The organism is Maribacter confluentis (assembly GCF_030505015.1).
GTDB classification, from domain to species: Bacteria; Bacteroidota; Bacteroidia; order Flavobacteriales; family Flavobacteriaceae; genus Maribacter; species Maribacter sedimenticola.
In genome coordinates this window covers 1,165,696-1,188,654 of sequence record NZ_JAUKUC010000001.1, presented here as the reverse complement: position 1 = coordinate 1,188,654, position 22,959 = coordinate 1,165,696, and the positions used below count along the sequence as shown (strand labels likewise).

The 22,959-nt window shown below is 38.4% G+C and carries 19 protein-coding genes and 1 riboswitch; of the genes, 18 read left to right on the top strand and 1 reads right to left on the bottom strand.

Annotated elements, in window-relative coordinates; translation table 11 throughout:
* The first annotated feature begins 109 nt into the window (after nt 1–109).
* The 3 genes from thrA (at nt 110) to Q2T41_RS05225 (ending at nt 5,461) form a co-directional block, all read left to right on the top strand.
* Nucleotides 110–3,496: a bifunctional aspartate kinase/homoserine dehydrogenase I gene (gene thrA, locus Q2T41_RS05235; RefSeq protein ID WP_304435211.1), complete on the top strand. Its 3,387-nt coding sequence runs from the start codon at nt 110–112 to the stop codon at nt 3,494–3,496.
* 327 nt (nt 3,497–3,823) lie between these two features.
* Nucleotides 3,824–4,135, top strand: coding sequence for a GIY-YIG nuclease family protein (locus tag Q2T41_RS05230; RefSeq protein ID WP_304435210.1), 312 nt, complete (start codon nt 3,824–3,826; stop codon nt 4,133–4,135).
* Between the two features lie 153 nt (nt 4,136–4,288).
* Nucleotides 4,289–5,461, top strand: coding sequence for a trans-sulfuration enzyme family protein (locus tag Q2T41_RS05225; protein WP_304435209.1), 1,173 nt, complete (start codon nt 4,289–4,291; stop codon nt 5,459–5,461).
* Between the two features lie 68 nt (nt 5,462–5,529).
* Here Q2T41_RS05225 and Q2T41_RS05220 read toward each other — a convergent pair whose 3' ends face one another.
* Complete coding sequence (locus tag Q2T41_RS05220) at nt 5,530–6,057, bottom strand: hypothetical protein (protein WP_304435208.1); 528 nt, start codon at nt 6,055–6,057, stop codon at nt 5,530–5,532.
* A gap of 90 nt (nt 6,058–6,147) precedes the next feature.
* On the opposite strand from Q2T41_RS05220, the gene Q2T41_RS05215 reads away from it, so the two are divergent.
* The 15 genes from Q2T41_RS05215 (at nt 6,148) to Q2T41_RS05145 (ending at nt 22,942) form a co-directional block, all read left to right on the top strand.
* Complete coding sequence (locus Q2T41_RS05215; RefSeq protein ID WP_304435207.1) at nt 6,148–6,558, top strand: RrF2 family transcriptional regulator; 411 nt, start codon at nt 6,148–6,150, stop codon at nt 6,556–6,558.
* A gap of 196 nt (nt 6,559–6,754) precedes the next feature.
* A complete protein-coding gene (locus tag Q2T41_RS05210; protein ID WP_304435206.1) occupies nt 6,755–7,018 on the top strand; it encodes a DUF2061 domain-containing protein in 264 nt (87 codons plus the stop codon).
* Nucleotides 7,019–7,032: 14 nt separating this feature from the next.
* Nucleotides 7,033–7,656 (top strand): phosphoadenosine phosphosulfate reductase domain-containing protein, encoded by a 624-nt coding sequence (locus Q2T41_RS05205; protein WP_304435205.1) that lies wholly within the window; start codon nt 7,033–7,035, stop codon nt 7,654–7,656.
* Between the two features lie 46 nt (nt 7,657–7,702).
* Nucleotides 7,703–8,653, top strand: a complete 951-nt coding sequence (gene cysD / locus Q2T41_RS05200) for a sulfate adenylyltransferase subunit CysD (protein WP_245838967.1) — start codon at nt 7,703–7,705, stop codon at nt 8,651–8,653.
* 82 nt (nt 8,654–8,735) lie between these two features.
* The gene (locus tag Q2T41_RS05195; protein WP_058105362.1) at nt 8,736–9,983 is read left to right on the top strand and encodes a sulfate adenylyltransferase subunit 1; all 1,248 of its coding nucleotides are present in this window, start codon (nt 8,736–8,738) and stop codon (nt 9,981–9,983) included.
* A gap of 111 nt (nt 9,984–10,094) precedes the next feature.
* Nucleotides 10,095–12,185, top strand: a complete 2,091-nt coding sequence (locus Q2T41_RS05190) for a ferredoxin-like domain-containing protein (protein WP_304435204.1) — start codon at nt 10,095–10,097, stop codon at nt 12,183–12,185.
* Between the two features lie 3 nt (nt 12,186–12,188).
* On the top strand, nt 12,189–12,992 hold the full coding sequence (gene cobA / locus Q2T41_RS05185; protein WP_304435203.1) for a uroporphyrinogen-III C-methyltransferase: 804 nt from the start codon (nt 12,189–12,191) through the stop codon (nt 12,990–12,992).
* A gap of 112 nt (nt 12,993–13,104) precedes the next feature.
* Nucleotides 13,105–14,166 (top strand): NAD(P)/FAD-dependent oxidoreductase, encoded by a 1,062-nt coding sequence (locus Q2T41_RS05180; protein ID WP_304435202.1) that lies wholly within the window; start codon nt 13,105–13,107, stop codon nt 14,164–14,166.
* Nucleotides 14,167–14,323: 157 nt separating this feature from the next.
* A riboswitch (SAM riboswitch) is annotated at nt 14,324–14,432 on the top strand.
* 80 nt (nt 14,433–14,512) lie between these two features.
* Nucleotides 14,513–15,517 carry a homocysteine S-methyltransferase family protein gene (locus Q2T41_RS05175; protein WP_304435201.1) on the top strand — a complete coding sequence of 335 codons (1,005 nt, stop codon included), beginning with the start codon at nt 14,513–14,515 and terminating at the stop codon, nt 15,515–15,517.
* 50 nt (nt 15,518–15,567) lie between these two features.
* A complete protein-coding gene (locus Q2T41_RS05170) occupies nt 15,568–15,915 on the top strand; it encodes a four helix bundle protein (protein WP_058105322.1) in 348 nt (115 codons plus the stop codon).
* Nucleotides 15,912–18,668 (top strand): methionine synthase, encoded by a 2,757-nt coding sequence (gene metH / locus Q2T41_RS05165; protein WP_304435200.1) that lies wholly within the window; start codon nt 15,912–15,914, stop codon nt 18,666–18,668. Before Q2T41_RS05170 ends, metH begins: the two co-directional genes overlap by 4 nt.
* Before the next feature lie 176 nt (nt 18,669–18,844).
* On the top strand, nt 18,845–19,798 hold the full coding sequence (metF, locus tag Q2T41_RS05160; protein WP_304435199.1) for a methylenetetrahydrofolate reductase [NAD(P)H]: 954 nt from the start codon (nt 18,845–18,847) through the stop codon (nt 19,796–19,798).
* Nucleotides 19,799–19,906: 108 nt separating this feature from the next.
* Nucleotides 19,907–21,004, top strand: coding sequence for an acyloxyacyl hydrolase (locus tag Q2T41_RS05155; protein WP_304435198.1), 1,098 nt, complete (start codon nt 19,907–19,909; stop codon nt 21,002–21,004).
* A gap of 79 nt (nt 21,005–21,083) precedes the next feature.
* Complete coding sequence (locus Q2T41_RS05150) at nt 21,084–21,809, top strand: head GIN domain-containing protein (protein ID WP_304435197.1); 726 nt, start codon at nt 21,084–21,086, stop codon at nt 21,807–21,809.
* A complete protein-coding gene (locus Q2T41_RS05145) occupies nt 21,806–22,942 on the top strand; it encodes a serine hydrolase domain-containing protein (RefSeq protein WP_304435196.1) in 1,137 nt (378 codons plus the stop codon). Before Q2T41_RS05150 ends, Q2T41_RS05145 begins: the two co-directional genes overlap by 4 nt.
* Nucleotides 22,943–22,959: the final 17 nt, after the last annotated feature.

The following is a 22,959-nucleotide window of genomic DNA, read 5'->3' as shown; positions in this document are numbered from 1 at the left end:
TTGGTGGCGGCTGAGCCTAGCCGAAGTCATTGAATGTTCAAGAATATATTATTTTACATGTGGTGGCTGAGCGCAGTCGAAGCTCTGCCACAAATTGATTTTGAAATAGATGTTACATCAACTACAGATTAAAAAATACAAGACCCTAAGCGGTAGTACTCAAGATATTCAATTATCGTATCAGGTATTTGGGAAAAAATTACATACTGCACCCATTATATTGGTGAACCATGCATTAACGGGCAATTCTAATGTTACCGGTGAAAATGGTTGGTGGTCTGCCTTGATCGGGGAAGAGAAGTGTATAGATACCAACAAGTACACTATTTTGGCATTCAATATTCCGGGTAATGGTCATGACAAGTTTGTAATAGAGAACTATAAGGATTTTGTAGCCGGTGATGTAGCTAGAATATTTTTATTGGGATTACAGCAGTTAAAGGTAGAGCGTTTGTTTGCATTGATTGGTGGATCTTTGGGTGGTGGTATCGCTTGGGAAATGGCAGCATTGCACCCAACGCTGACTGAACATTTGATTCCTGTGGCATCTGACTGGAAATCGACCGATTGGTTAATAGCCAACTGCCAAATACAGGAACAGTTTTTAGTGAACTCTAAACAACCTGTGCATGATGCCCGTATGCATGCCATGTTATGTTATAGGACTCCGGCTTCCTTTAAAGAACGGTTTAAACGAAGTACCAATGAGGAGCTTAAGGTTTTTAATGTAGAAAGTTGGTTAATGCACCATGGCGATAAGTTACAAGAGCGTTTTCAATTGTCTGCGTATAAGTTGATGAATCAATTATTAAAGACCATTGATGTTACTAGAGATGGTGATGAGAATTTCATTAAACTACAAAATAGCGATACCAATATTCATATTATCGGGGTAGATTCGGATATGTTCTTTACTGCCCAAGAAAACAAGGATACCTTTAAGCAATTGGCGCAGGCAAAGAGTAATGTAACCTATGGTGAAGTACAATCGTTACATGGACATGATGCCTTTTTGATCGAGTTTGATCAGATGGAAAAATTGCTGACCGGTATTTTTAATACCAACGGTAATATCAAGAAGATCAAAATCTTAAAATTTGGTGGTAAATCGTTAAGCAATGGCGAAGGACTTGAGCGTGTTTTGGATATCGTTACACAAAAGATCAAGAACAATGAGAATGTAGCCATGGTGGTTTCCGCAAGGGAAAAGGCTACAGATCAGCTAGAGGATATGCTTGAGAAAGCAGCCAAGGGAAAAGATTATAGGTCAGATTTTGAAGCGCTGGAGAAGTATCAAAAACATACCTATTCCAACGTAAATTTATCTGCCGAATTCAAAGGCTTGGCAAAACTGTATGAAGGAGTTTCCCTGTTGGGAGATTATAGTGCCAAAATAAAAGATGAGGTGTTGGCGTATGGCGAGTTGATCTCTGCCAAACTGGTAACCAAACTATTGATCGGTAAAGGAATCAATGCCAAACTTGTAGATACTCGTGAAGTCATTAAGACCGATGATACCTTTGGTGACGCCAAGGTGCTTGAAAATGAATCTAAAGAATTGGTGCTTTTAAAATTCGCTGAAATTCCGAGTGATACGGTAGCGGTAGTAACCGGTTTTATAGCCTCTACAGTGGAGAACGAGACAACTACTTTGGGTAGAAATGGCAGTAATTATTCCGCGGCATTATTGGCAAATTTCTTAGATGCCGAAGAATTACAGAATTACACCCACGTTGATGGTATTTATACAGCAAATCCTGATTATGTACCAGAGGCAAAAAGACTGGCGAACCTGTCTTATGAAGAAGCAAACGAGCTCGCCAATTTTGGAGCTACCATTCTACATGCCAAAACCATAATTCCCTTAATAGAGAAGAACATTCCGTTACGTATTTTAAATACCTACAATGATGATAATGAGGGTACTTTAATAAGTGCCAAATCCAGTGAAGAAGGTATAAAGTCGCTCTCGGTAATAGAAGATGTTGCCATGATTAATATAGAAGGTCGTGGCTTGTTAGGGAAAGTAGGGGTAGATGCCCGTATTTTTAAAGCCTTGCAATCTAGCAATATTAGTGTGAGCATTATTTCCCAAGGATCATCTGAAAGGGGAATAGGTCTTGTGGTGAAAAAGGATAAGGCAAAAAGGGCAAAGCTGGCACTGGAAAATGAGTTTAGCAACGACTTTGAATCAAAAGATGTAAATATGATTACGGTGATGGATGATGTATCTATCATATCTATCGTAGGTCAAGATTTAAGCACTTTTCACAATCCGTTCAATGCATTGATCAAAAACCAGATCGTACCGTTGTTGTTCAATAATACGGTATCTGGCAAGAACGTAAGTTTGGTGGTAAAGAAATCAGATTTGCATAAGGCGGTCAATGTTATGCACGGTCAGGTGTTCGGCATCAGTAAGAAAATTAATATTTTGATTTTCGGTCATGGTAATGTAGGCGGTACGTTGATAGAACAGATTTTAAAATCGGCAAAGTCCATAAAAGAGCGTAAGAAATTAGACCTAAGGGTTTTTGGAATTGCAAACTCTAAAAAGATATTGTTGAATGAAAAAGGTATAGCCAAGAATTGGAAAACACAACTGGAGCAGAAAGGAAAACCGTATAAAGTTGATGACGTCTTTGAATTTGCAAAGCGTCACCATTTAGAGAACCTTATTGTAATAGATAATACGGCAAGTAAAGATTTTGTTGCCAATTATTTTGAATTTGTAGAGCATGGTTTTGATATTGTGTCATCGAACAAAATTGCCAATACCTTGCGTTACGATTTTTATCAGTTACTGAGGGAAGAATTGCAAAAAAATCAAAAGCAATATCTGTATGAAACCAATGTAGGAGCAGGTTTGCCATTGATTGATACCATTAAGTTGTTACATTTATCCGGAGAGAATATAACAAGGATAAAAGGCGTTTTCTCAGGTTCTTTAAGTTATATTTTCAATACATTCTCAGAAGTGGATGTACCTTTTTCATCAATATTGAAAGATGCAATGCAAAAAGGATTTACGGAACCAGATCCACGTGAAGATCTTTCTGGAAATGATGTTGGGCGTAAATTATTGATTTTAGCACGTGAGCTAGATTTGCATAATGAGTTTGCAGATATCAATATTGAAAACCTGATACCTAAAAAACTGCAAGATGGTGAGGTAGATTTCTTCTTACAGCATTTAGAAGTATTGGATACTAAGTTCAATGAAATTAAGAAGAACCAAAAGCCAGATCATGTATTGCGTTATGTAGGTGATCTGCATGGCAATCTTCAGAAAGAAAAAGGAGTGTTAGATGTAAAATTGGTCTCCGTACCAAAAGAAAGTGCCCTAGGGCAAGTAAAAGGGTCGGATTCCATTATAGAGATATATACGGAATCTTACGGGGAAAATCCGTTAGTAATACAAGGTGCAGGTGCAGGCGCAGCAGTAACCGCAAGAGGTGTCTTTGGGGATATATTGCGAATTGCGGAGAAAGGATGACTTCGGCTCCGCTCAGTCACCGCGTACCAATATTTGTTAGGTAAAAGGCTGGCAGCTGAGATAGTTGAATCCAAATTATAGTAATAAAAATAAAAAAGTTTAATGTTGGTGGCTGAGCGTTTATTTGTTAGGTGAAAGATTTGTGCCTGAGATAGCTGAATCTAAATTATAGTAATAAAAGTAAAAAAGTTTATGTTGGTGGCTGAGCGTATATTTTTTAGGTAAAGGATTTGTAACTGAGATAGCTGAATTCAAATAATAGTAATAAAAATAAGAAAGTTTAATGTTGGTGGCTGAGCGTAGCCGAAGCCAATAAATGATAATTGTATGTCAGGATTCATGTATGTTTTGGAATGTTCAGACGGAAGTTATTATACTGGTAGTACAAAAGACTTAGATAAAAGAATAGTAGAACACCAAGAAGGTAAAGGTGCTAATCATACAAGATTAAGATTACCTGTGAAGTTGGTTTATGTAGAAGAGTATTTAAGAATTGATTCTGCATTTTATAGAGAGAAACAAATACAAGGTTGGAGAAGAGAAAAGAAAGAAGCATTAATTAATGGGGAATTAGGTAAGTTGCCAGGTTTGGCAGAATGCCAAAATGATACACATTATAGATATTTTAAAGAATATTAAAATGTCAATTCGGCGGAGCTTGACGGTCAGCATAATAAAAAAGGTAGTATGTTTAAGATAGGTGGCTGAGCGTAGGCGAAGCCAAATAATGTGAATAAGAGTAAATTAGTTAGTTTAGGTGGCTGACGGTAGCCGAAGCCAAAAAGTAAAGAAATGAAAAAAAACAACAATAAATTTGAAACGAACGCAATACGTACACAATTAAAACGAAGCGAAAATTTGGAACATTCCGTTCCATTGTATTTGACCTCTAGTTTTGTATTTGAAGACGCTGAAGATATGCGTGCTTCGTTTGCCGAGGAAAAAGATCGTAATATATACTCAAGATATTCTAACCCAAATTCATCTGAATTTATAGAAAAGGTTTGTCAAATGGAAGGTGCGGAGAGCGGATTTGCTTTTGCATCGGGTATGGCAGCTGTATTTTCTACATTGGCAGCATTGTTAGATAGCGGTGATCATGTGCTATCGGCAAGAAGTATTTTTGGTTCTACGCATTCGTTATTTACCAACTTTTTTCCAAAGTGGAATATTGATCACACATACTTTAAAATAGATGCCTTAGAAGAAATAGAGCGTTTAATTACTCCGAAAACAAAAATAATCTATGCGGAAACACCTACCAATCCAGGTGTTGATGTATTGGATTTGGAGGAATTGGGTAAAATTGCCAAAAAGAACAATCTAATACTTATTATAGATAATTGTTTTGCATCACCTTACTTACAACAGCCTATTAAATTTGGGGCGGATTTGGTCATACATTCCGGTACCAAACTAATGGATGGTCAAGGTAGGGTTTTGGCTGGTATTACCGTAGGTAGTGCAGATTTGATGGATAAAGTATATCGATTCTCACGAATTACCGGTCCGGCACTTTCACCTTTCAATGCGTGGGTACTTTCTAAAAGTTTAGAAACACTGGCAATAAGAGTCGACAGACATTGTGATAATGCTTTAAAGTTAGCCGAATATTTAGAAGCGAACGATAAGGTAAACTGGGTAAAATATCCATTTTTAAAATCGCACCCTAAATATGAAATTGCAAAAAAGCAAATGAAAGCGGGTGGTTGTGTAGTAGCCTTTGAAGTTAAAGGCGGATTAGAAGCGGGTAGGGAATTTTTCGATTCCATTAAACTATTATCCCTTTCTGCCAATTTAGGAGATTCAAGAACTATCGTTACGCATCCGGCATCTACAACACATAGTAAATTAAGCGTAGAGGAACGTGCTGCAGTGGGCATATCAGATGGTACGGTCAGAATTTCTGTAGGCCTGGAACATATAGACGATATCATAGCGGATATTGCTCAAGCTTTAGGCTAAAAGATATAGTGATTAAAACAAAAAGCCCGGTACGTACCGGGCTTTTTGTTTGTTTTATATAAGATGGGTTATTTTGTTAATGTCATATTATAAGTTGCACTAACACTAGTTGTAGCACCAAAGAAATCTACAGTTTCATCCACTTCATATCGTAATGACATTTTACCATCTGTAAGTTCTGTAATGGTAAAGCCTACTTCTTCATCACCAGTGCCAAAATATAGGGTACTGCCATCTAGTCTCCATTCATCACTTTCAAAAAAGTCTTCACCGTTTTCTTCTTCAGTTGATGTTTCTCCCATTACCGTAGTGGTAATCACTGTAGTGTAAGAACCTTCACTGGTTACTATGTTAGGGTTTTCTGAAAACGTAACTACGGTATCAAAATCTTTACCAACTGCGGTGAAAGTAGTGGGTATAGAAGTGCCGTCAAAATTAGTATCTGATCTACCATCTTTTGTTTCTAGGGCGGTCAGGTTCCAGGTGCCCGTAATTTGAGATTCACTGGCGCTGGTAACAGCATCTTCATCGTTAGAGCATGATAAGAACACCAAAGTAAATGCACTTAAAAGTGTAGATAATAATATTTTTTTCATGATTTGGATTTTTAGGTTGCCCAGTATTAACGCTAAAATTGTCGTCTTAAGTATTTCTTCGATATTTTATTATTTGGCTATCTTAGCATCATGCTCTCGAAAAAGACAAAATATGGTTTAAAAGCGCTTTCTTATCTAGCGGCGCAAACAGACAAGCAACCTGTTCAAATTTCAGAAATTGCTGAGAAGGAGAATATCTCCCAGAAATTCTTGGAAAGCATTTTGCTAAGTTTAAGAAAAACTGGTTTTTTAGGTTCTAAAAAAGGTAAAGGGGGCGGCTATTATCTTTTAAGGTCACCCGAAGAGATTTCAATGACCGATGTTATGAGAGTGCTTGAAGGTCCTATAGCGATGGTACCATGTGTTAGCCTTAATTTTTATGAGACTTGCGATGATTGTCCCGATGAAAACACATGCTCGGTACATAAATTAATGTTGAAAGTGCGTGATAGTGCCTTAGAGGTATACAGAAGCAATACTTTAAAGGATATCATTTCTTAATTACTGCCCATATAAATTCTCGGTATTAGGTGTTTCCGTGTTGAGGAATCTCAAATTTTTATGTCCTTTTGTTATTAATCTACTAAATCTATAGGGTAATAGAAATTTATCTCAATTTTTGGCGACTACTTTAAAAATATATACTATTTTTGAAAACTCTATTAAATTAGTAGGGTAATAAAAAATCAAAGTAAAGATGATTGCAGATCAACTTATTATAAATAAAAAAGAGTCAAAGACTACCTATAAAGAGGATAAAACCTCAGAAAAGCCTTTACGAAGTGTAGCAAAGGCATTTAGTTGGAGAGTAATTGGTACGTTAGATACTTTGGTGATATCCTATATATTAACAGGTGAAATTTCTATTGCGGCCTCTATTGCCTCTATAGATTTTGTAACAAAAATGGTTCTGTATTTTTTTCACGAAAGAATCTGGAATTTAGTAAAGTGGGGTAAATAGAAAAGAAAAGGATTATGGCATTGACAGAAGCACAAGTTCAACAATTGAACGTTCAATTTAAGGGGATACCGCCAGAAGAAATTATTTCTTGGGCCGTAAAACACGGGCAAACTCCTGTGGTTACCACCAATTTTAGACCATACGAAGTGGCTATTTTGCACGCCGTTTCAGAAGTGAAAAAAGATATTCCTGTAGTTTGGTGCGATACGGGGTACAATACGCCCAAAACATATAAACATGCAGAAGAATTGACTGAAAGGTTGAATTTGAACATAAAATTATATGTACCAAAACAAACCACCGCACATAGAGATGCCGTAATGGGTATACCGCAAATAGATGATCCTAGGCATGCAGAGTTTACCGAGCAGGTAAAGTTGGAGCCGTTTAAAAGGGCAATGGCAGATTTTAAGCCAGATGTTTGGTTCACTAACCTTAGAAAAGGGCAGACCGCACATAGGGATAGTTTGGATATATTAAGCCTAAGTAAAGATGGGGTTTTAAAAGTGAGTCCGTTCTACCATTGGAACGATACTCAATTAGATGCCTATTTGAAAAAATATGACCTACCTAACGAGCATAACTATTTTGATCCTACCAAAGTGTTGGCAAATAGGGAGTGCGGGTTACATAGTTAATCATAGCTAGTAGAAAAAATAAAGATAATTGATCTAAAAAATTAGAATGAGTAATACAAGCACCGAGTTGGAAGTAACACCATCCACTGAACTTTTGCAGGATACATCCCATATCAATGCCCTTGAAAATGAGGCCATTTATATCATTAGGGAGGTTGCAGCTCAGTTTGAGAAGCCGGTACTTTTGTTTTCGGGAGGAAAAGACTCGATTACATTGGTACGTTTGGCACAGAAGGCATTTTGGCCATCAAAAATTCCTTTCCCTTTAATGCATATAGATACAGGTCATAACTTTCCTGAAACCATAGAATTTAGAGATAGATTGGTAGAGGAGTTGGGTCTGGAATTAATTGTACGTAATGTACAGGATTCTATTGATCAAGGTAAGGTGAAAGAAGAATCTGGTAGGTATTCAAGTAGAAATAGCTTGCAGACAACAACGTTGTTAGATGCCATTGAAGAATTTAAGTTCGACGCTTGTATTGGTGGAGCTCGTAGAGATGAGGAAAAGGCACGTGCAAAAGAACGTATATTTTCTGTTCGTGATGATTTTGGTCAGTGGGATGAGCGTAATCAGCGCCCAGAGTTGTTCGATATGTTGAACGGGCAAATAGAATTGGGGCAAAACGTAAGAGTGTTCCCTATTTCTAACTGGACGGAGCTAGATGTTTGGTCATATATCAAAGAGGAGCAAATTGAAATTCCTTCCATCTATTTTGCACATAAGCGTAAAACTTTCTTAAGGGACGGTATGATCTGGTCTGCAGAAGATGGTATTGTATTTCGGGAAGAAGATGAGGTAGTAGAAGAGCGTTTGGTGCGTTTTCGTACCGTAGGCGACATGTCTTGTACGGCAGCCGTTCTTTCAGATGCAGAAACGATTGATAAGGTAGTAGAGGAAATTAGGGATTCATCCATTTCAGAGCGTGGTGCACGTATAGACGATAAGCGTTCAGAAGCGGCAATGGAAAAAAGAAAACAACAAGGATATTTTTAATCTGGTTGATAGTTGTTAGTTGTTCGTTGATAGTAGATCACGAATAAAACTAACAACCAACAACCGACAACGAACAACGAAATTGGAAGTACTAAAAATAGCAACAGCAGGTAGTGTAGATGACGGTAAAAGTACCTTGATTGGGAGAATATTGTATGATACAAAGTCACTGACCAGCGATAAATTAGAGGCAATAGAAAAGACCAGTAAGCAAAAGGGATATGATTATTTGGATTTCTCTTTGGCAACAGATGGTCTGGTAGCGGAACGTGAGCAAGGCATCACGATAGATGTAGCCCATATCTATTTCTCAACGGCAAAGAAAAGTTACATTATAGCGGATACACCTGGGCACGTAGAATATACGCGTAACATGGTAACTGGAGCTTCAACTTCACAAGCGGCGATCATTTTGATCGATGCACGTAAAGGGGTAATAGAGCAAACTAATAGACACTTTTTTATCAATAACCTATTACGCATAAAAGATGTAGTGGTAGCTATTAATAAGATGGATCTGGTAGACTATTCTGAAGAAACCTACAATGCGATTAAGGCTGATTTTGAGGCATTGATGGCAAAGAGGGATTATCAAGATCAGAAAATTACTTTTATTCCTGTAAGCGCGTTGAAAGGGGATAACGTAGTAAACTTGTCGGACAAGACCCCTTGGTATAAAGGACAGTCTTTGTTGGAGCATTTTGAAGCATTGGATAGAAAGGATATTTTCAATGTGGGTACACCACGTTTCCCGGTACAATATGTTATCCGTCCAAAAACGGATGAGCACCATGATTTTAGAGGATTTGCCGGTAAAGTATATGGTGGTGAATTAAGCGTAGGTGATGAGGTAGTGGCGCTTCCATCACAGACACGCTCTAAAATAAAGGATATTTATTTTCATGATAAGAAATATAAAACGGCATCTAGGAGGTCATCGGTAACCATAACATTGGAAGATGAAATTAATTTGAGTCGCGGAGATATGTTAGTGAAAGCGGGTGATCTGCCAACGGTAGACAAGCAATTTACGGCAACGATCTCTTGGATGGATTCATTGCCTTTGGCAGCCGGTAATAAATATATTGTTCAACATGGTGTCAATAAAGTATTGGCAAAGGTAGAGCAAGTGCATCATAAGATCGCTCCGGATTATTCTGGTATAGATGAGAAAACGGAGTCTTTGGGCATGAATGATATTGCTCAAGTGAGTTTCCGTTTAAATAAACCAATTTTCTATGATCAATTTAAAAATCACAGAACAAACGGTTCATTTATATTGATCGATACAAAATCCAACAGTACCGTAGGTGCAGGATTCATAAGTTAATAAAAACATGTCAATTTTATATTGACTGTTTTTATTAAGTCTATAAAATCTATAGGCAAAATATAGTAATAATTTACATCGGTATTTATACTGAACATTTAATACTAAGCAATGCAAAGTTTTAGAACAGAATTAGAAAATCAGGTAGTTGAAAAGGATATTCTTGAATTGGAACGTAAAATTCATGAGTTTCATTGTGGCAAGCTAGATGAAGAAAAATTTAGAAGTCTTCGATTGGCACGTGGTGTTTACGGACAGCGTCAAGAAGGGGTTCAAATGATTCGTATAAAGTTGCCTTATGGTAAGGTGACCTCTAAGCAGTTGCTTCGTATTTGTGATGTGTCGGACGAATATTCTACAGGTAGATTACATATTACCACGCGCCAAGATATTCAGATCCACTATGTAGACTTGAATAGAACGCCGCAGTTGTGGGCAGAATTGGAGAAAGATGAAATTACCTTAAGGGAAGCCTGTGGTAACACGGTACGTAACGTAACCGCAAGTGAAACGGCTGGTATTGATGTTGATGAACCTTTTGACGTTTCACCATATGCACACGCATTATTTCAGTATTTCCTTAGAAATCCTGTAAGTCAAGAAATGGGACGTAAGTTCAAAGTTTCTTTTTCCGCAAGTGATGCGGATACCGGTTTGTCCTATATGCATGATTTGGGCTTTATTGCTAAAATACAAAATGGTGAAATAGGTTTTAAAGTAATGCTTGGTGGTGGATTGGGTTCACAACCAAGACATGCCGATGAGTTGTATAGCTTTTTGCCTGCGGATCAGATAATTCCTTTAATGGAAACCGTAGTTCGTGTTTTTGACCGTTACGGTGAGCGTAAAAGTAGAGCTAAAGCTAGAATGAAATTCTTATTGAAAGATTTAGGTCTTGATGGATTTAAGGAGCTTTTGGCGGCAGAGAAAACGGCGGTACCTTTTGATACTTTTCCAATAGACCCAGAGGCATATCCTAAAGTAAAAGTGTCGGAATTAGAGGTTCCGGCAGTAAAAATTAGTGACGTAAAAGCTTTTGAACAATGGAAATCTACCAACATAATACCACAAAAACAACCAGGTTATGTTGCTTTGGGTATTAAAGTGTTATTGGGTGATTTCTATACGGATAAGGCACGTTTATTGGCAAACTTGGTACAGAAATATGCAGCGGGTGAGTTAAGATTGTCCTTACGTCAAAACATTTTGATTCCTTTCGTAAAAGAAGAGAACGTAGCATTCTTTTATACTGAATTGGAAAAGTTAGGTTTTGTTGAAGCTGGTTACAATAAGGCTCTTGATATCACGGCTTGTCCGGGTACTGATACCTGTAACCTAGGAATTGCAAGTAGTACAGGAATTGCAGAGGAACTGGAAAGAGTAATAAAAACAGAATACCCAGATTATATTAATAACGATGATGTTGTTATAAAAATCAGTGGTTGTATGAATGCCTGTGGGCAGCACAATATGGCAAATATTGGTTTTCAGGGCATGTCGGTTCGTACAAAGGATAAATTGGTAGCTCCTGCGCTTCAGGTATTGTTGGGCGGTAGCAATGATGGTAATGGTAACGGTCGTTTTGCGGACAAAGTGGTGAAAGTGCCAAGTAAAAGAGGTCCGGAAGCATTGCGTTTGATCTTAAATGATTTTGATGCCAATGGTGGAGATCTATCTTTCCCGGATTATTATGCTGAAAAAGGACAAATGTATTTCTATGATTTTCTTACGCCATTATCATCAATAGATGATTTAACGCCAGAAGACTTTATAGATTGGGGTAATTCGGAGCGTTATGAAAAAGCTATAGGTGTAGGTGAATGTGCCGGTGTTGTTATTGACTTGATCGCAACATTACTTTTTGAAAGTGAAGAAAAAATTCAGAATGCACAAGAAATGTTCGATGCTGAAAAATGGTCTGCCAGTATCTATCACGCATATTCTTCTATGGTAAACTCGGCTAAGGCGATGTTGACCGCAGAAAATACGAAAGTGAATACCCATGTAAGTATCATTAAGGATTTTGATGAGAAATTTGTTGCCGATGGCAGAATTGCCGTAGCTGGCGGATTTGAAAAATTGGTACTTCAATTAAATCAGAACGAACCAACAAAAGAATTTGCACAATCTTACATAAAGGATGCGAAAGAATTTTTGGAAACTGTTGAAAAGTTCAGACAGCAAGAATTGGCAGAAGCATAGATAATGGCAAATCATTTACAACATATAAAGAAACCTAAATTGACCGTAGTTGGTGCAGGACCAGGTGATGTGGAGCTGATCACGTTAAAAGCGATCAGAACACTGGAAAATGCCGATGTGGTTTTGTATGATGCTTTGGTAAACGAGGAGTTGCTGGATTATGCCAAGAATGCGGAATTGATTTTTGTAGGTAAACGAAAAGGATGCTATGCATATCAACAAGAGCAAATTAATGAGCTTATTGTAAGTAGGGCAAAATCTAACGGACATGTGGTGCGGTTAAAAGGAGGAGATCCTTTTGTATTCGGTCGCGGTTCGGAGGAAATGGAATATGCTGCCTCGCATGGGTTGCAAGTAGCCATGGTACCAGGCATATCGTCAAGTTTAAGTGTGCCTGCATATCAAAACATTCCGGTAACAAAAAGAGGTTCTTCAGAAAGTTTTTGGGTAATTACAGGAACTACAAAAGAGCATAAACTATCAACAGATGTTGCCTTAGCTGCAAAAAGTAGTGCTACGGTAGTCATATTGATGGGGATGTCAAAACTTCCTCAGATAGTAGAATTATTTAAATCTGAAGGTAAATCGGAATTACCTATAGCTATAATTCAGAACGGAACACGAAAGAATGAAAAAATAGGAGTTGCCACTATAGATACCATAGTTGATGTAGTGGAGAGAGAAAAGCTTTCTAATCCTGCTATCATTATCATAGGAGAAGTAGTTAGACATCGTGAAGCGTTAGCGGAGGCAACTCATAAGTTTGCTGAAGAGCATGTTAGTTTTGTTGAAGTAAATAAAGCATAGCATATTTAGTAAAGGATAAGTATATAGAATAAGTGAAATTAAAAGAAGCTAAAAAGTAGTTGTATAGAATGATGTCAACTTTGTAGAATTACTTTTTACTAAAAAGAGAATTATGATTAAAACAGATATGCTCATTATAGGAGCGGGACCTACCGGATTGTTCACGGTATTTGAAGCAGGATTATTAAAGTTAAAAACGCATTTAATAGATGCATTGCCACAGCCAGGTGGTCAGTGTTCAGAGATATATCCTAAAAAGCCTATCTATGATATTCCTGCATTTCCAGAAATTTTGGCAGGTACTTTGGTAGATAACCTTATGGAGCAGATAAAGCCTTTTGAACCAGGATTTACCTTGGGGGAAAGAGCGGAAACGCTAGATAAGTTAGAAGATGGTTCTTTTGTGGTAACTACCAATAAAGGAACAAAGCACAATGCACCTGTAGTGGTAATTGCAGGTGGTCTGGGTTCTTTTGAGCCAAGAAAACCACCTATTTCTAACATTGTAAACTTTGAAGATACAGGTGTTTCCTATATGATCAAAGATCCAGAAGTATATCGCGATAAAAAAGTGGTCATTGCCGGTGGAGGTGATTCTGCCTTGGACTGGGCTATATTTTTGACCGATGTAGCGGCAGAAGTAACCTTGGTACACAGAAGGGATGAATTTAGAGGGGCATTGGATTCCGTTGAAAAAGCATCTGAACTGGCGAAATTGGGTAAAATCAAGTTGATTACCAAAGCTGAGGTAAAAGAGCTGCACGGTGAAAATGTACTTAAGGCAGTAGTTATTAAGCACACGGACAAGGAAAAAGAAGATACTTATTTAGAAGTGGATAATTTTATTCCTTTATTCGGTCTGTCTCCTAAATTAGGTCCTATAGGTGATTGGGGCTTGGAAATTCATAAAAATGCCATTAAGGTAAATAACGCAAAAGATTACCAGACCAACATACCGGGGGTATATGCCATTGGCGATGTAAATACTTATGAGGGTAAGTTGAAATTGATACTTTCAGGTTTCCATGAAGCAGCGGTTATGTGCCAATATGCATACCAGCAGATCAACCCTGGTAAGCGTTTTGTTATGAAATATACTACCGTAGGTGGGGTAGAAGGTTTTGACGGTTCTAAGAAAGAAGCTAAGAAAGAGGTGGTACAGAGTATCGCATAACTTATTTATTTGGTTAGTATGACCTCCGGATGCTTATGGTGTACGGAGGTTTTTTTATGACAATTTTTGAAAATTTCGTGGGCTAAAAAACCTATTGAAGTTTTGGTTTAGAACGGGTAGTACCGTTACTTTGCAATTCGTTCCTGAATAGATTGAACTGTTATCAAGAAAGGCGGAGGGACTAGACCCTGTGAAACCTTGGCAACCCTTTCCGTAGTGGAAAAGAAGGTGCTACATTCTATCCTGTAAATAAGGACAGATAACTAAAGAAAGAACGTTTCCCATTCCTTTCCTTACTTGATTTCACAATAAAATAAAGCGAACATAGAACTTGTTATTGCGCAAAATGAAGGATATAAAAGAAATATTAAAAGAGCGTATTTTGATACTGGATGGTGCCATGGGTACTATGCTTCAACGTTATAAGTTTACTGAAGAGGATTTTAGGGGAGAACGTTTTAAGGATTGGGAACACCCCTTGCAAGGTAATAATGATTTATTGTCATTGACCCAGCCAGATGCAATTGCGGATGTACATCGTAAATATTTTGCTGCCGGGGCAGATATTGTAGAGACCAACACCTTTTCGGGAACTACGATTGCTATGGCAGATTATTTCATGGAAGATTTGGTGTATGAGCTCAACTATGAATCGGCCCGTATTGCCAAAATGGTAGCAGATGAATTTACTGCAAAAGAACCAAATAAACCTCGTTTTGTAGCCGGTAGTATTGGACCCACCAATAAAACAGCAAGTATGTCACCCGATGTTAATGACCCAGGTTATAGGGCTATTTCTTTTGATGAGCTACGTGTGGCATATAAACAACAGGTGGAAGCTTTATTAGATGGTGGGTCGGATATTTTATTGGTAGAAACCATTTTTGACACGCTAAATGCCAAGGCGGCATTATTTGCCATAGAAGAAGTTAAAGAAGAACGAAATATAGATGTTCCCATAATGGTTAGCGGTACTATTACAGATGCATCCGGTAGAACATTATCGGGTCAAACGGCCGAGGCATTTTTAATATCCATATCCCACATTCCTATTTTGTCGGTCGGCTTTAACTGTGCTTTAGGTGCAAACCAGTTGGTACCTCATTTAGAAGTGTTGTCCACCAAAAGTGAACATGCGGTCTCAGCGCACCCCAACGCCGGTTTGCCAAATGCATTTGGAGAGTACGACGAAACTCCTGAGCAAATGGCAGAACAAATAAGAGAATACGCAGAGAAGGGGCTAGTAAATATAGTAGGTGGATGTTGCGGAACTACTCCTGAACACATTACGGCAATAGCTGAGGTGGTGTCCAAGTATGAACCTAGAAAGTTGACAGTTGTCGGTAAATAAATCGTTTTTCGTTGCTCGTTAATGGTTTATCGTGGTTTTTTAAATATGATATGGATTATAAAGAATTAGATATTTGGGTGCAGGCTAGGATGTTGGTGAAAACAGTATATGTTTTGACGAAGTCCTTTCCACAAGATGAGCAATTTTCTTTAACCTCACAGGTTAGAAGATGTGTTATCTCTGTTCCTTCAAATATTGCTGAAGGTTGTGGAAGACAATCCAATAAAGAAACAATTCATTTTTTACATATTGCTAGAGGCTCCTTATTCGAGTTGGAAACCCAGTTGATTTTAGCAGGAGATTTAAATTATATTTCAGATACAGATATCGTTTTGAAAGAAATAGAAAGAGTGAAAAAGTTGTTGAACGGATTCATAAATTATCACAAGAAGTTATGAGTAAAGAGAACGAACAACGAACAACGAATAACGAACAACGTTTTCTAAAGCTTAGCGGCCTAGAACCCCTAATCGTAACCCCAGAAACGAACTTCATAAACGTTGGTGAGCGAACAAACGTTGCGGGTTCAAAAAAGTTTCTTCGTTTAGTAAAAGAGGAAAAGTTTGAAGAGGCGTTGGCAGTGGCTAGGGAGCAGGTTGAAAATGGTGCCCAGGTTATTGATATTAACATGGATGACGGATTGATCGATGGTAAACAGGCCATGGTGAAATTTTTAAACCTTGTTATATCGGAGCCGGATATTTCTCGTGTGCCTATTATGATCGACAGTTCTAAATGGGAAATCATTGAAGCTGGTCTGCAAGTTGTTCAAGGTAAATGTGTGGTAAATTCCATAAGCTTAAAAGAGGGTGAAGAACAATTTATACACCACGCCAAACTCATAAAAAGATATGGTGCCGCGGTAATTGTTATGGCTTTTGATGAGGTAGGTCAGGCAGATAATTATGACCGTAGAATTGAAATAGCAAAACGTTCGTATGATGTTTTGGTGAACAAGGTAAATTTTGCACCAGAGGATATCATTTTCGATTTAAATATTTTTCCGGTAGCAACGGGAATGGATGAGCATAAATTGAATGCTGTCGATTTTATTGAAGCTACAAGATGGGTACGTGAAAACTTGCCACACGCCAGTGTAAGTGGTGGCGTTAGTAATGTTTCGTTTTCATTTAGGGGCAATAACCCGGTGCGTGAGGCTATGCACTCGGTCTTCTTGTACCACGCTATAAAAGCGGGTATGAACATGGGTATTGTAAATCCGAGTATGCTAGAGGTGTATGATGATATTCCTAAAGACTTATTGGAACATGTAGAAGATGTTATTCTTAATAGAAGAGATGATGCAACGGAGCGCTTATTAGATTTTGCCGAATCTGTAGTTGGTAAAACCAAGGAAAGTAAAATAGATCTTTCTTGGAGAGAAGAACCTTTACAGGATAGAATTACACGTGCCTTGGTAAAAGGTATAGATCAATATATAATTGAAGATGTTGAAGAAGCCAGATTGGCGGCCAATAAGCCAATTGAAGTTATTGAGGGCAACCTAATGACGGGTATGAACGTGGTGGGCGATTTATTCGGTAGCGGAAAAATGTTCTTGCCGCAGGTGGTAAAGTCTGCCCGAGTGATGAAGAAGGCGGTAGCTTATTTGTTACCCTATATTGAAGAAGAAAAGTTGTTGAATCCTCAAATAGGGGATACCGATAATGCCGGTAAGATATTAATGGCAACCGTAAAGGGAGATGTTCATGATATCGGTAAAAATATTGTGGGTGTAGTACTGGCGTGCAACAACTATGAAATCGTTGATCTAGGCGTAATGGTTCCACCGGAAAAAATTATTGCGGCAGCCATTGAGCATAATGTAGATATTATTGGGCTTAGCGGATTAATTACGCCGTCATTGGATGAAATGGTGCACTTGGCAAAGGAAATGGAACGTAAAAACTTCAAGATTCCGTTGTTGATCGGTGGTGCAACCACCAGTAAGGCACATACCGCGGTAAAGATCGATCCACAATATAAAGAGGCAGTAGTTCATGTAAACGATGCTTCTAGAGCGGTAACCGTGGTGGGCGATTTGTTGCAGAAAGAAACATCTACAAGCTACAAGAAAAGTATAAAAGATGATTATGATGTGTTTAGGGAAAAGTTCTTGAACCGTTCATCCAGTAAAACATATAAGCCAATTTCTGCAGCACGGAGAAATAAGTTTAAAATAGATTGGAAAACTTCAGAAATTGTAAAGCCGAACAAATTGGGTATTCAGGTAATCGAAGATTTGGACCTGAATGTTTTGGTTCCCTTTATAGATTGGACTCCCTTCTTCAGAAGTTGGGAACTGCATGGTAAATACCCGGCAATTTTGACCGATGAGGTTGTTGGGGAACAAGCAACCGATTTATTCGCAGACGCTCAAGAGATGCTGAACAAGATAATTTCCGAAAAGAAATTGAAGGCAAAAGGTATTTTTGGACTGTTTCCTGCGAATTCCATTAATGACGATGATATTTTAGTCGATACTAGTTCAAGTTTAGAAGAGAATACTGGGTCGCCTAGCGGAGCCAAAACAGATGGGAACTATACTTTCCGTACCCTTCGCCAACAATTGGAGCGTAGGGAAGGAGTCGCAGATTATGCCTTGGCAGATTTTATTGCTCCAAAAGAATCCGGGAAACAAGACTACATGGGTTGTTTCTGTGTATCCACAGGTTTTGGTACGGCAGAAATGGCGGCGCAATATGAGAAAGACCTAGATGACTATAACTCCATCATGGTAAAGGCATTGGCGGATCGTTTAGCCGAAGCATTTGCTGAATACTTGCATAAAGAGGTGAGAACAGTGCATTGGGGTTATGCCGCCAATGAAGATCTGAGCAATGAAGATTTAATCAAGGAATCTTATAAAGGTATTCGTCCTGCGCCTGGTTATCCTGCTTGTCCCGATCACTTGGAAAAATTGACCATTTGGGATGTTCTGAAAGTAAAGGAAACCATAGGTGTGGAGTTGACAGATAGTCTTGCCATGTGGCCGGCCGCATCTGTAAGCGGGTATTATTTTGGTAACCCGGAAGCCCGTTACTTTGGTCTTGGTAAAATAAAACTGGATCAAGTAAAGGATTTTGCGGAACGAAAGGGGATTTCGTTTGAAGAAGCCGAGAAATGGCTTGCGCCAAATATAGTGGATTAATGCGTTAGGGATTGCAGCGGCATCTTTTTCTATTTCTGAACTGTGCCAATGTTAAGTAAAAAGAGTTGTTGAAATAGAAAAAATATAGCGAAAAGCCCGCCCGAACGCCCAAAGAAGAATTAAAGTAAATAAGCCTCTTGAAGGTTTGCTCATAACCAAGAGTAAAAGAATATAAAATGAAAGTTACAGACCATATCACCAATGCAAAGGGAAAAACACTTTTCTCTTTTGAAATCGTACCGCCGGTAAAAGGGAAAAATATTCAAGAATTGTATAACAATATTGATCCTTTAATGGAATTTAATCCGCCGTTCATAGATGTAACCACATCGCGTGAGGAAACCGTTTATGTCAAGAAAGAAGGGTTATTGGATAAAAAGACCACGCGCATGCGGCCGGGGACGGTAGGTATCTGTGCTTCTATTCAGCATAAGTACAATGTTGATACGGTACCACATGTTATTTGCGGTGGCTTTACCAAGGAGGAAACTGAATATATGTTGGTAGACTGCCATTATCTAGGCATTGAGAATGTAATGGCCTTGCGCGGTGATGCCCGTAGTGAGCAGAAATATTTTGAGCCTACCCATGGTGGACATTCCTATGCCATTGAGCTGGTAGAACAGATTCAAAACCTGAATAAAGGCAAGTATCTGCACGAAACTGTTGAAGCTGAACATTCTAGTGAGTTCTGTATTGGTGTTGCAGGTTATCCTGAAAAGCATTTGGAATCTCCATCCTTACAATCAGATTTAAAAAGGTTGAAGGAAAAGGTAGATGCCGGGGCAGATTATGTGGTAACACAAATGTTCTTTGATAACAAAAAGTATTTTGAGTTTGTAGAGGCGGCAAGGAATTTAGGTATTAATGTGCCAATTATTCCAGGTATAAAACCAATTGCGGTAAAAAGGCATCTGCAATTATTGCCACAGGTATTCAGGATAGATTTGCCCCAAGATCTTATAGAGGCCGTAGATCAATGTGCAACAAATAAGGATGTGCGTGCCGTGGGTATAGAATGGGCCATTCAACAATCTAAAGAGTTGAAGGCGGCAGGGGTACCTGTATTGCATTATTACTCAATGGGTAAATCCGATAATATAAAGGCAATAGCAGAAGCACTTTTTTAAAGGTTTAAAAAAGTATTAAGTAGAGAATTTAAGTACAAAGTGTCCGATAAGGATAATACTCACTACGTAATACTTCGTACTTAATACTTATAACTATTTTTGCCCACAATGAATTTTAAGTTTCTATCCATTGTAATGTTATCGGTAAGTTTTTGTTTTGCGCAAGAAGGTGCTGAGAAAAAGAAGTTCACGCTTGATGCCAACCAATTCTATGGTTCCATCATACTGCACAATCCAGATATATCACATTTAATAACATCGCACCCTGCCGGGGTCATTTTGAGTTATAACCGTAAAACGTACGGTGCGGAAGAATGGGAAGAACTGTATAATTATCCAGATTTAGGTTATTCCTTTATCTATCAAAATTCCAATAACCAAACGTTGGGTGATGCCTATGGGCTATACGCGCACTATAACTTTTATTTTTTTAGGAGAAATGTACAATTAAGGATAGGTCAGGGCATCGCCTATGCCAACAACCCGTATGATAAACAGACCAATTTCAGGAACAACGCCTATGGCTCTGATTTTTTAAGTTCAACCTATTTAATGTTGAACTATCATAAAGAGAATATTGTGGCCGGATTAGGGTTTAAGGCAGGTATTTCATTGATCCATTACTCAAATGCCAATTTTAGGGCACCCAATACCTCTACCAATACATTGGCGTTCAATGCAGGTTTTGTGTATGATCTTGATGGGGGAAAGGAACTGGAATATGTATACAGGGAAAAAGAAAAAATGACAGAGCCGTTACGTTTTAATCTGGCATTGCGGTCAGGAATTAATGAGAGTGACGTTATTGATTCCGGTCAATACGGTTTTGTAGTCCTATCTGCATATGCAGATAAAAGATTAGGAAGAAAAAGTGCTATACAATTAGGCGTAGATGCATATTTCTCCAATTTTTTAAAAGAATTGATACGTTTTCAAAGTATTGCGTTTCCAGAAAATAATGTTGCGGCCAACGATGATTATAAAAGGGTAGGTATGTTTATTGGGCATGAACTGTTCATTAATAAACTATCTGTCATAGCACAATTGGGCTACTATGTGTATTACCCTTTTGATTTTGAAGGGCGCATGTACAACCGTATAGGCTTAAAACGTTATTTTGGAAACAAAGTATTTGGTGCAATGACCTTAAAGTCGCACGGAGCAAAAGCAGAGGCTGTTGAATTTGGTATAGGAATAAGAATGTAAGATGGTAAAATTGATAAAAAATCCACTTAGTTGTCTGATCGGGCGAAATCCAGTCCTTTTTATCCTGTCAGGAATTTTAATGGTCCTAACTATTTCTTGCGATTCTGAAAATGCTTCAGATTGTTTTCAGGATACCGGGGAGATTGTGAAGGATGAGGTTATAGTGCCTGAGTTTACAAAGATCACGGTTTATGAGAACGTAACCTTGATTATAAAACAGGGCTCTACTCAAAAAGTGGAAATAGAAACAGGCCAAAATTTAAGAAATGAAGTTGCTGCCACTGTTGAGGATGGTCGCTTGCTGCTTAGTGATACCAATGATTGTAATTACGTGCGTGATTACGGAATTACGGTAATATTCGTGACCACCCCCAATTTAACCGAAATTAGAAGTAGTACGGGATTTCCTATACGATCGGACGGGGTCTTGGACTTTGATAGCCTAAGTCTTTTGTCGGAAAGTTTTACGGTGCCGGACGCCGAAACAACGGATGGGGAGTTTGTGTTGGACTTAAATGTAACATCGCTCGGTATTACTGTAAACGGTATTGCCTATTTTAGATTAGCGGGTGTTGTGGAAAGTCTGAATATTAATATAGCGGCCGGTGATTCTAGAATTGAAGCGGAAGAATTAACGGCAGGTCGTGTTAATTTTAACCATAGGGGAACCAACGATATACGGGTAAACCCCCAAACAAGTTTAAATGGTGTAATTAGGGGTACGGGCGATGTGCTAAGTTATAACAGACCGGCATCCGTAGATGTGGAAGAATTGTATAACGGACGATTGATATTCGTGGAATGAACCCGATCATTAGCTATATTAAAAATGTATTTGCCGCCAAAAGGGTTTTAGGGGAAGATAGAAATTTGACCGGAATGGTCAAGGCAGATTATTTACTGCAGAGATTGATACTGGAAAAAAAGGTTCCAGGTATTTCCATTTCGGTAATTAAAGAAGGGAAAACAGTTTTTGAAAAAGGATATGGGTATGCAGATTTGGAAAGTAAGCGCCTTATAGACCCCAAAACTTCAATTTTTAGAATAGCCAGTGTATCCAAACCTATTGCTGCAACGGCATTGGCCCATATGGTTCAAGAAGGGAAGCTAAGTTTGGATGAATCTTTTTACACCTATGTCCCTGACTATCCTAAAAAGAAATGGGATTTTACCATACGGCAATTGGCAGGGCATACAGCTGGGATTAGGGCGTATAAAGGAAAGGAGTATGGGTTAAACCAACCATTAACCATACCCAAAGGCTTGGAAATTTTTAAGTTGGATCCATTGGTTTATGAACCGGGAACCGATTATCTGTACAATAGTTTTGATTGGGTCATGATCGCTGCCGCCATGCAACGGGCCAGTGGAATTCCCTTTGAGGAATATGTACAAAAAAAGGTTTTGAACCCTTTAGGTATGCTGAACACATATACGCCAATAGGTCATCCGGAACGCGGTCAAAATGAAACTGGCAATAATGTTAATTCTATTGCTAAATTAAAACATCAAGACTTGGTAACCACCTTTTATACAAAAGATAGGGCAGGATTTAGAAAAGCGATACCCGTAGATAATTTCTACAAATTGGCGGGCGGTGGCTATTTGTCCACTACTACGGACATTGCAAAATTTGGCCAGGCGTTCCTGGATAAAAAAGTTATGGTTGATGAGGGGCTTTTGAGCCAGTTTTTAACGGCGCAAAGCGTTCAGGGTAATTCTACATTTTATGGTTTGGGTTGGCAAGTAAGTGAAGATGTAAGGGGCAGAACATTTTTTGGGCATGTAGGAAACGGGGTAGGCGGGTATGCCAATTTCTTTGTGTACCCTGGCCAGCAATTGGTTTTTTCAATTTTAATTAACTGTACGGATCCAAAAATACAACAGGAATTGGATGCTGTAATAGCATGTTTTTTTGAGAACGCTCCATCAGCCTAACTATTTAAAATTTCATA

What these genes read in the sequence shown, in the direction of transcription:
- thrA (WP_304435211.1), top strand. Translation starts at nt 110, where the DNA reads ATGTTACATCAACTACAGATTAAAAAATACAAGACCCTAAGCGGTAGT.
- Q2T41_RS05230 (WP_304435210.1), top strand. Translation starts at nt 3,824, where the DNA reads ATGTCAGGATTCATGTATGTTTTGGAATGTTCAGACGGAAGTTATTAT.
- Q2T41_RS05225 (WP_304435209.1), top strand. Translation starts at nt 4,289, where the DNA reads ATGAAAAAAAACAACAATAAATTTGAAACGAACGCAATACGTACACAA.
- Q2T41_RS05220 (WP_304435208.1), bottom strand. Translation starts at nt 6,057, where the DNA reads ATGAAAAAAATATTATTATCTACACTTTTAAGTGCATTTACTTTGGTG.
- Q2T41_RS05215 (WP_304435207.1), top strand. Translation starts at nt 6,148, where the DNA reads ATGCTCTCGAAAAAGACAAAATATGGTTTAAAAGCGCTTTCTTATCTA.
- Q2T41_RS05210 (WP_304435206.1), top strand. Translation starts at nt 6,755, where the DNA reads ATGATTGCAGATCAACTTATTATAAATAAAAAAGAGTCAAAGACTACC.
- Q2T41_RS05205 (WP_304435205.1), top strand. Translation starts at nt 7,033, where the DNA reads ATGGCATTGACAGAAGCACAAGTTCAACAATTGAACGTTCAATTTAAG.
- cysD (WP_245838967.1), top strand. Translation starts at nt 7,703, where the DNA reads ATGAGTAATACAAGCACCGAGTTGGAAGTAACACCATCCACTGAACTT.
- Q2T41_RS05190 (WP_304435204.1), top strand. Translation starts at nt 10,095, where the DNA reads ATGCAAAGTTTTAGAACAGAATTAGAAAATCAGGTAGTTGAAAAGGAT.
- cobA (WP_304435203.1), top strand. Translation starts at nt 12,189, where the DNA reads ATGGCAAATCATTTACAACATATAAAGAAACCTAAATTGACCGTAGTT.
- Q2T41_RS05180 (WP_304435202.1), top strand. Translation starts at nt 13,105, where the DNA reads ATGATTAAAACAGATATGCTCATTATAGGAGCGGGACCTACCGGATTG.
- Q2T41_RS05175 (WP_304435201.1), top strand. Translation starts at nt 14,513, where the DNA reads ATGAAGGATATAAAAGAAATATTAAAAGAGCGTATTTTGATACTGGAT.
- Q2T41_RS05170 (WP_058105322.1), top strand. Translation starts at nt 15,568, where the DNA reads ATGGATTATAAAGAATTAGATATTTGGGTGCAGGCTAGGATGTTGGTG.
- metH (WP_304435200.1), top strand. Translation starts at nt 15,912, where the DNA reads ATGAGTAAAGAGAACGAACAACGAACAACGAATAACGAACAACGTTTT.
- metF (WP_304435199.1), top strand. Translation starts at nt 18,845, where the DNA reads ATGAAAGTTACAGACCATATCACCAATGCAAAGGGAAAAACACTTTTC.
- Q2T41_RS05155 (WP_304435198.1), top strand. Translation starts at nt 19,907, where the DNA reads ATGAATTTTAAGTTTCTATCCATTGTAATGTTATCGGTAAGTTTTTGT.
- Q2T41_RS05150 (WP_304435197.1), top strand. Translation starts at nt 21,084, where the DNA reads ATGGTCCTAACTATTTCTTGCGATTCTGAAAATGCTTCAGATTGTTTT.
- Q2T41_RS05145 (WP_304435196.1), top strand. Translation starts at nt 21,806, where the DNA reads ATGAACCCGATCATTAGCTATATTAAAAATGTATTTGCCGCCAAAAGG.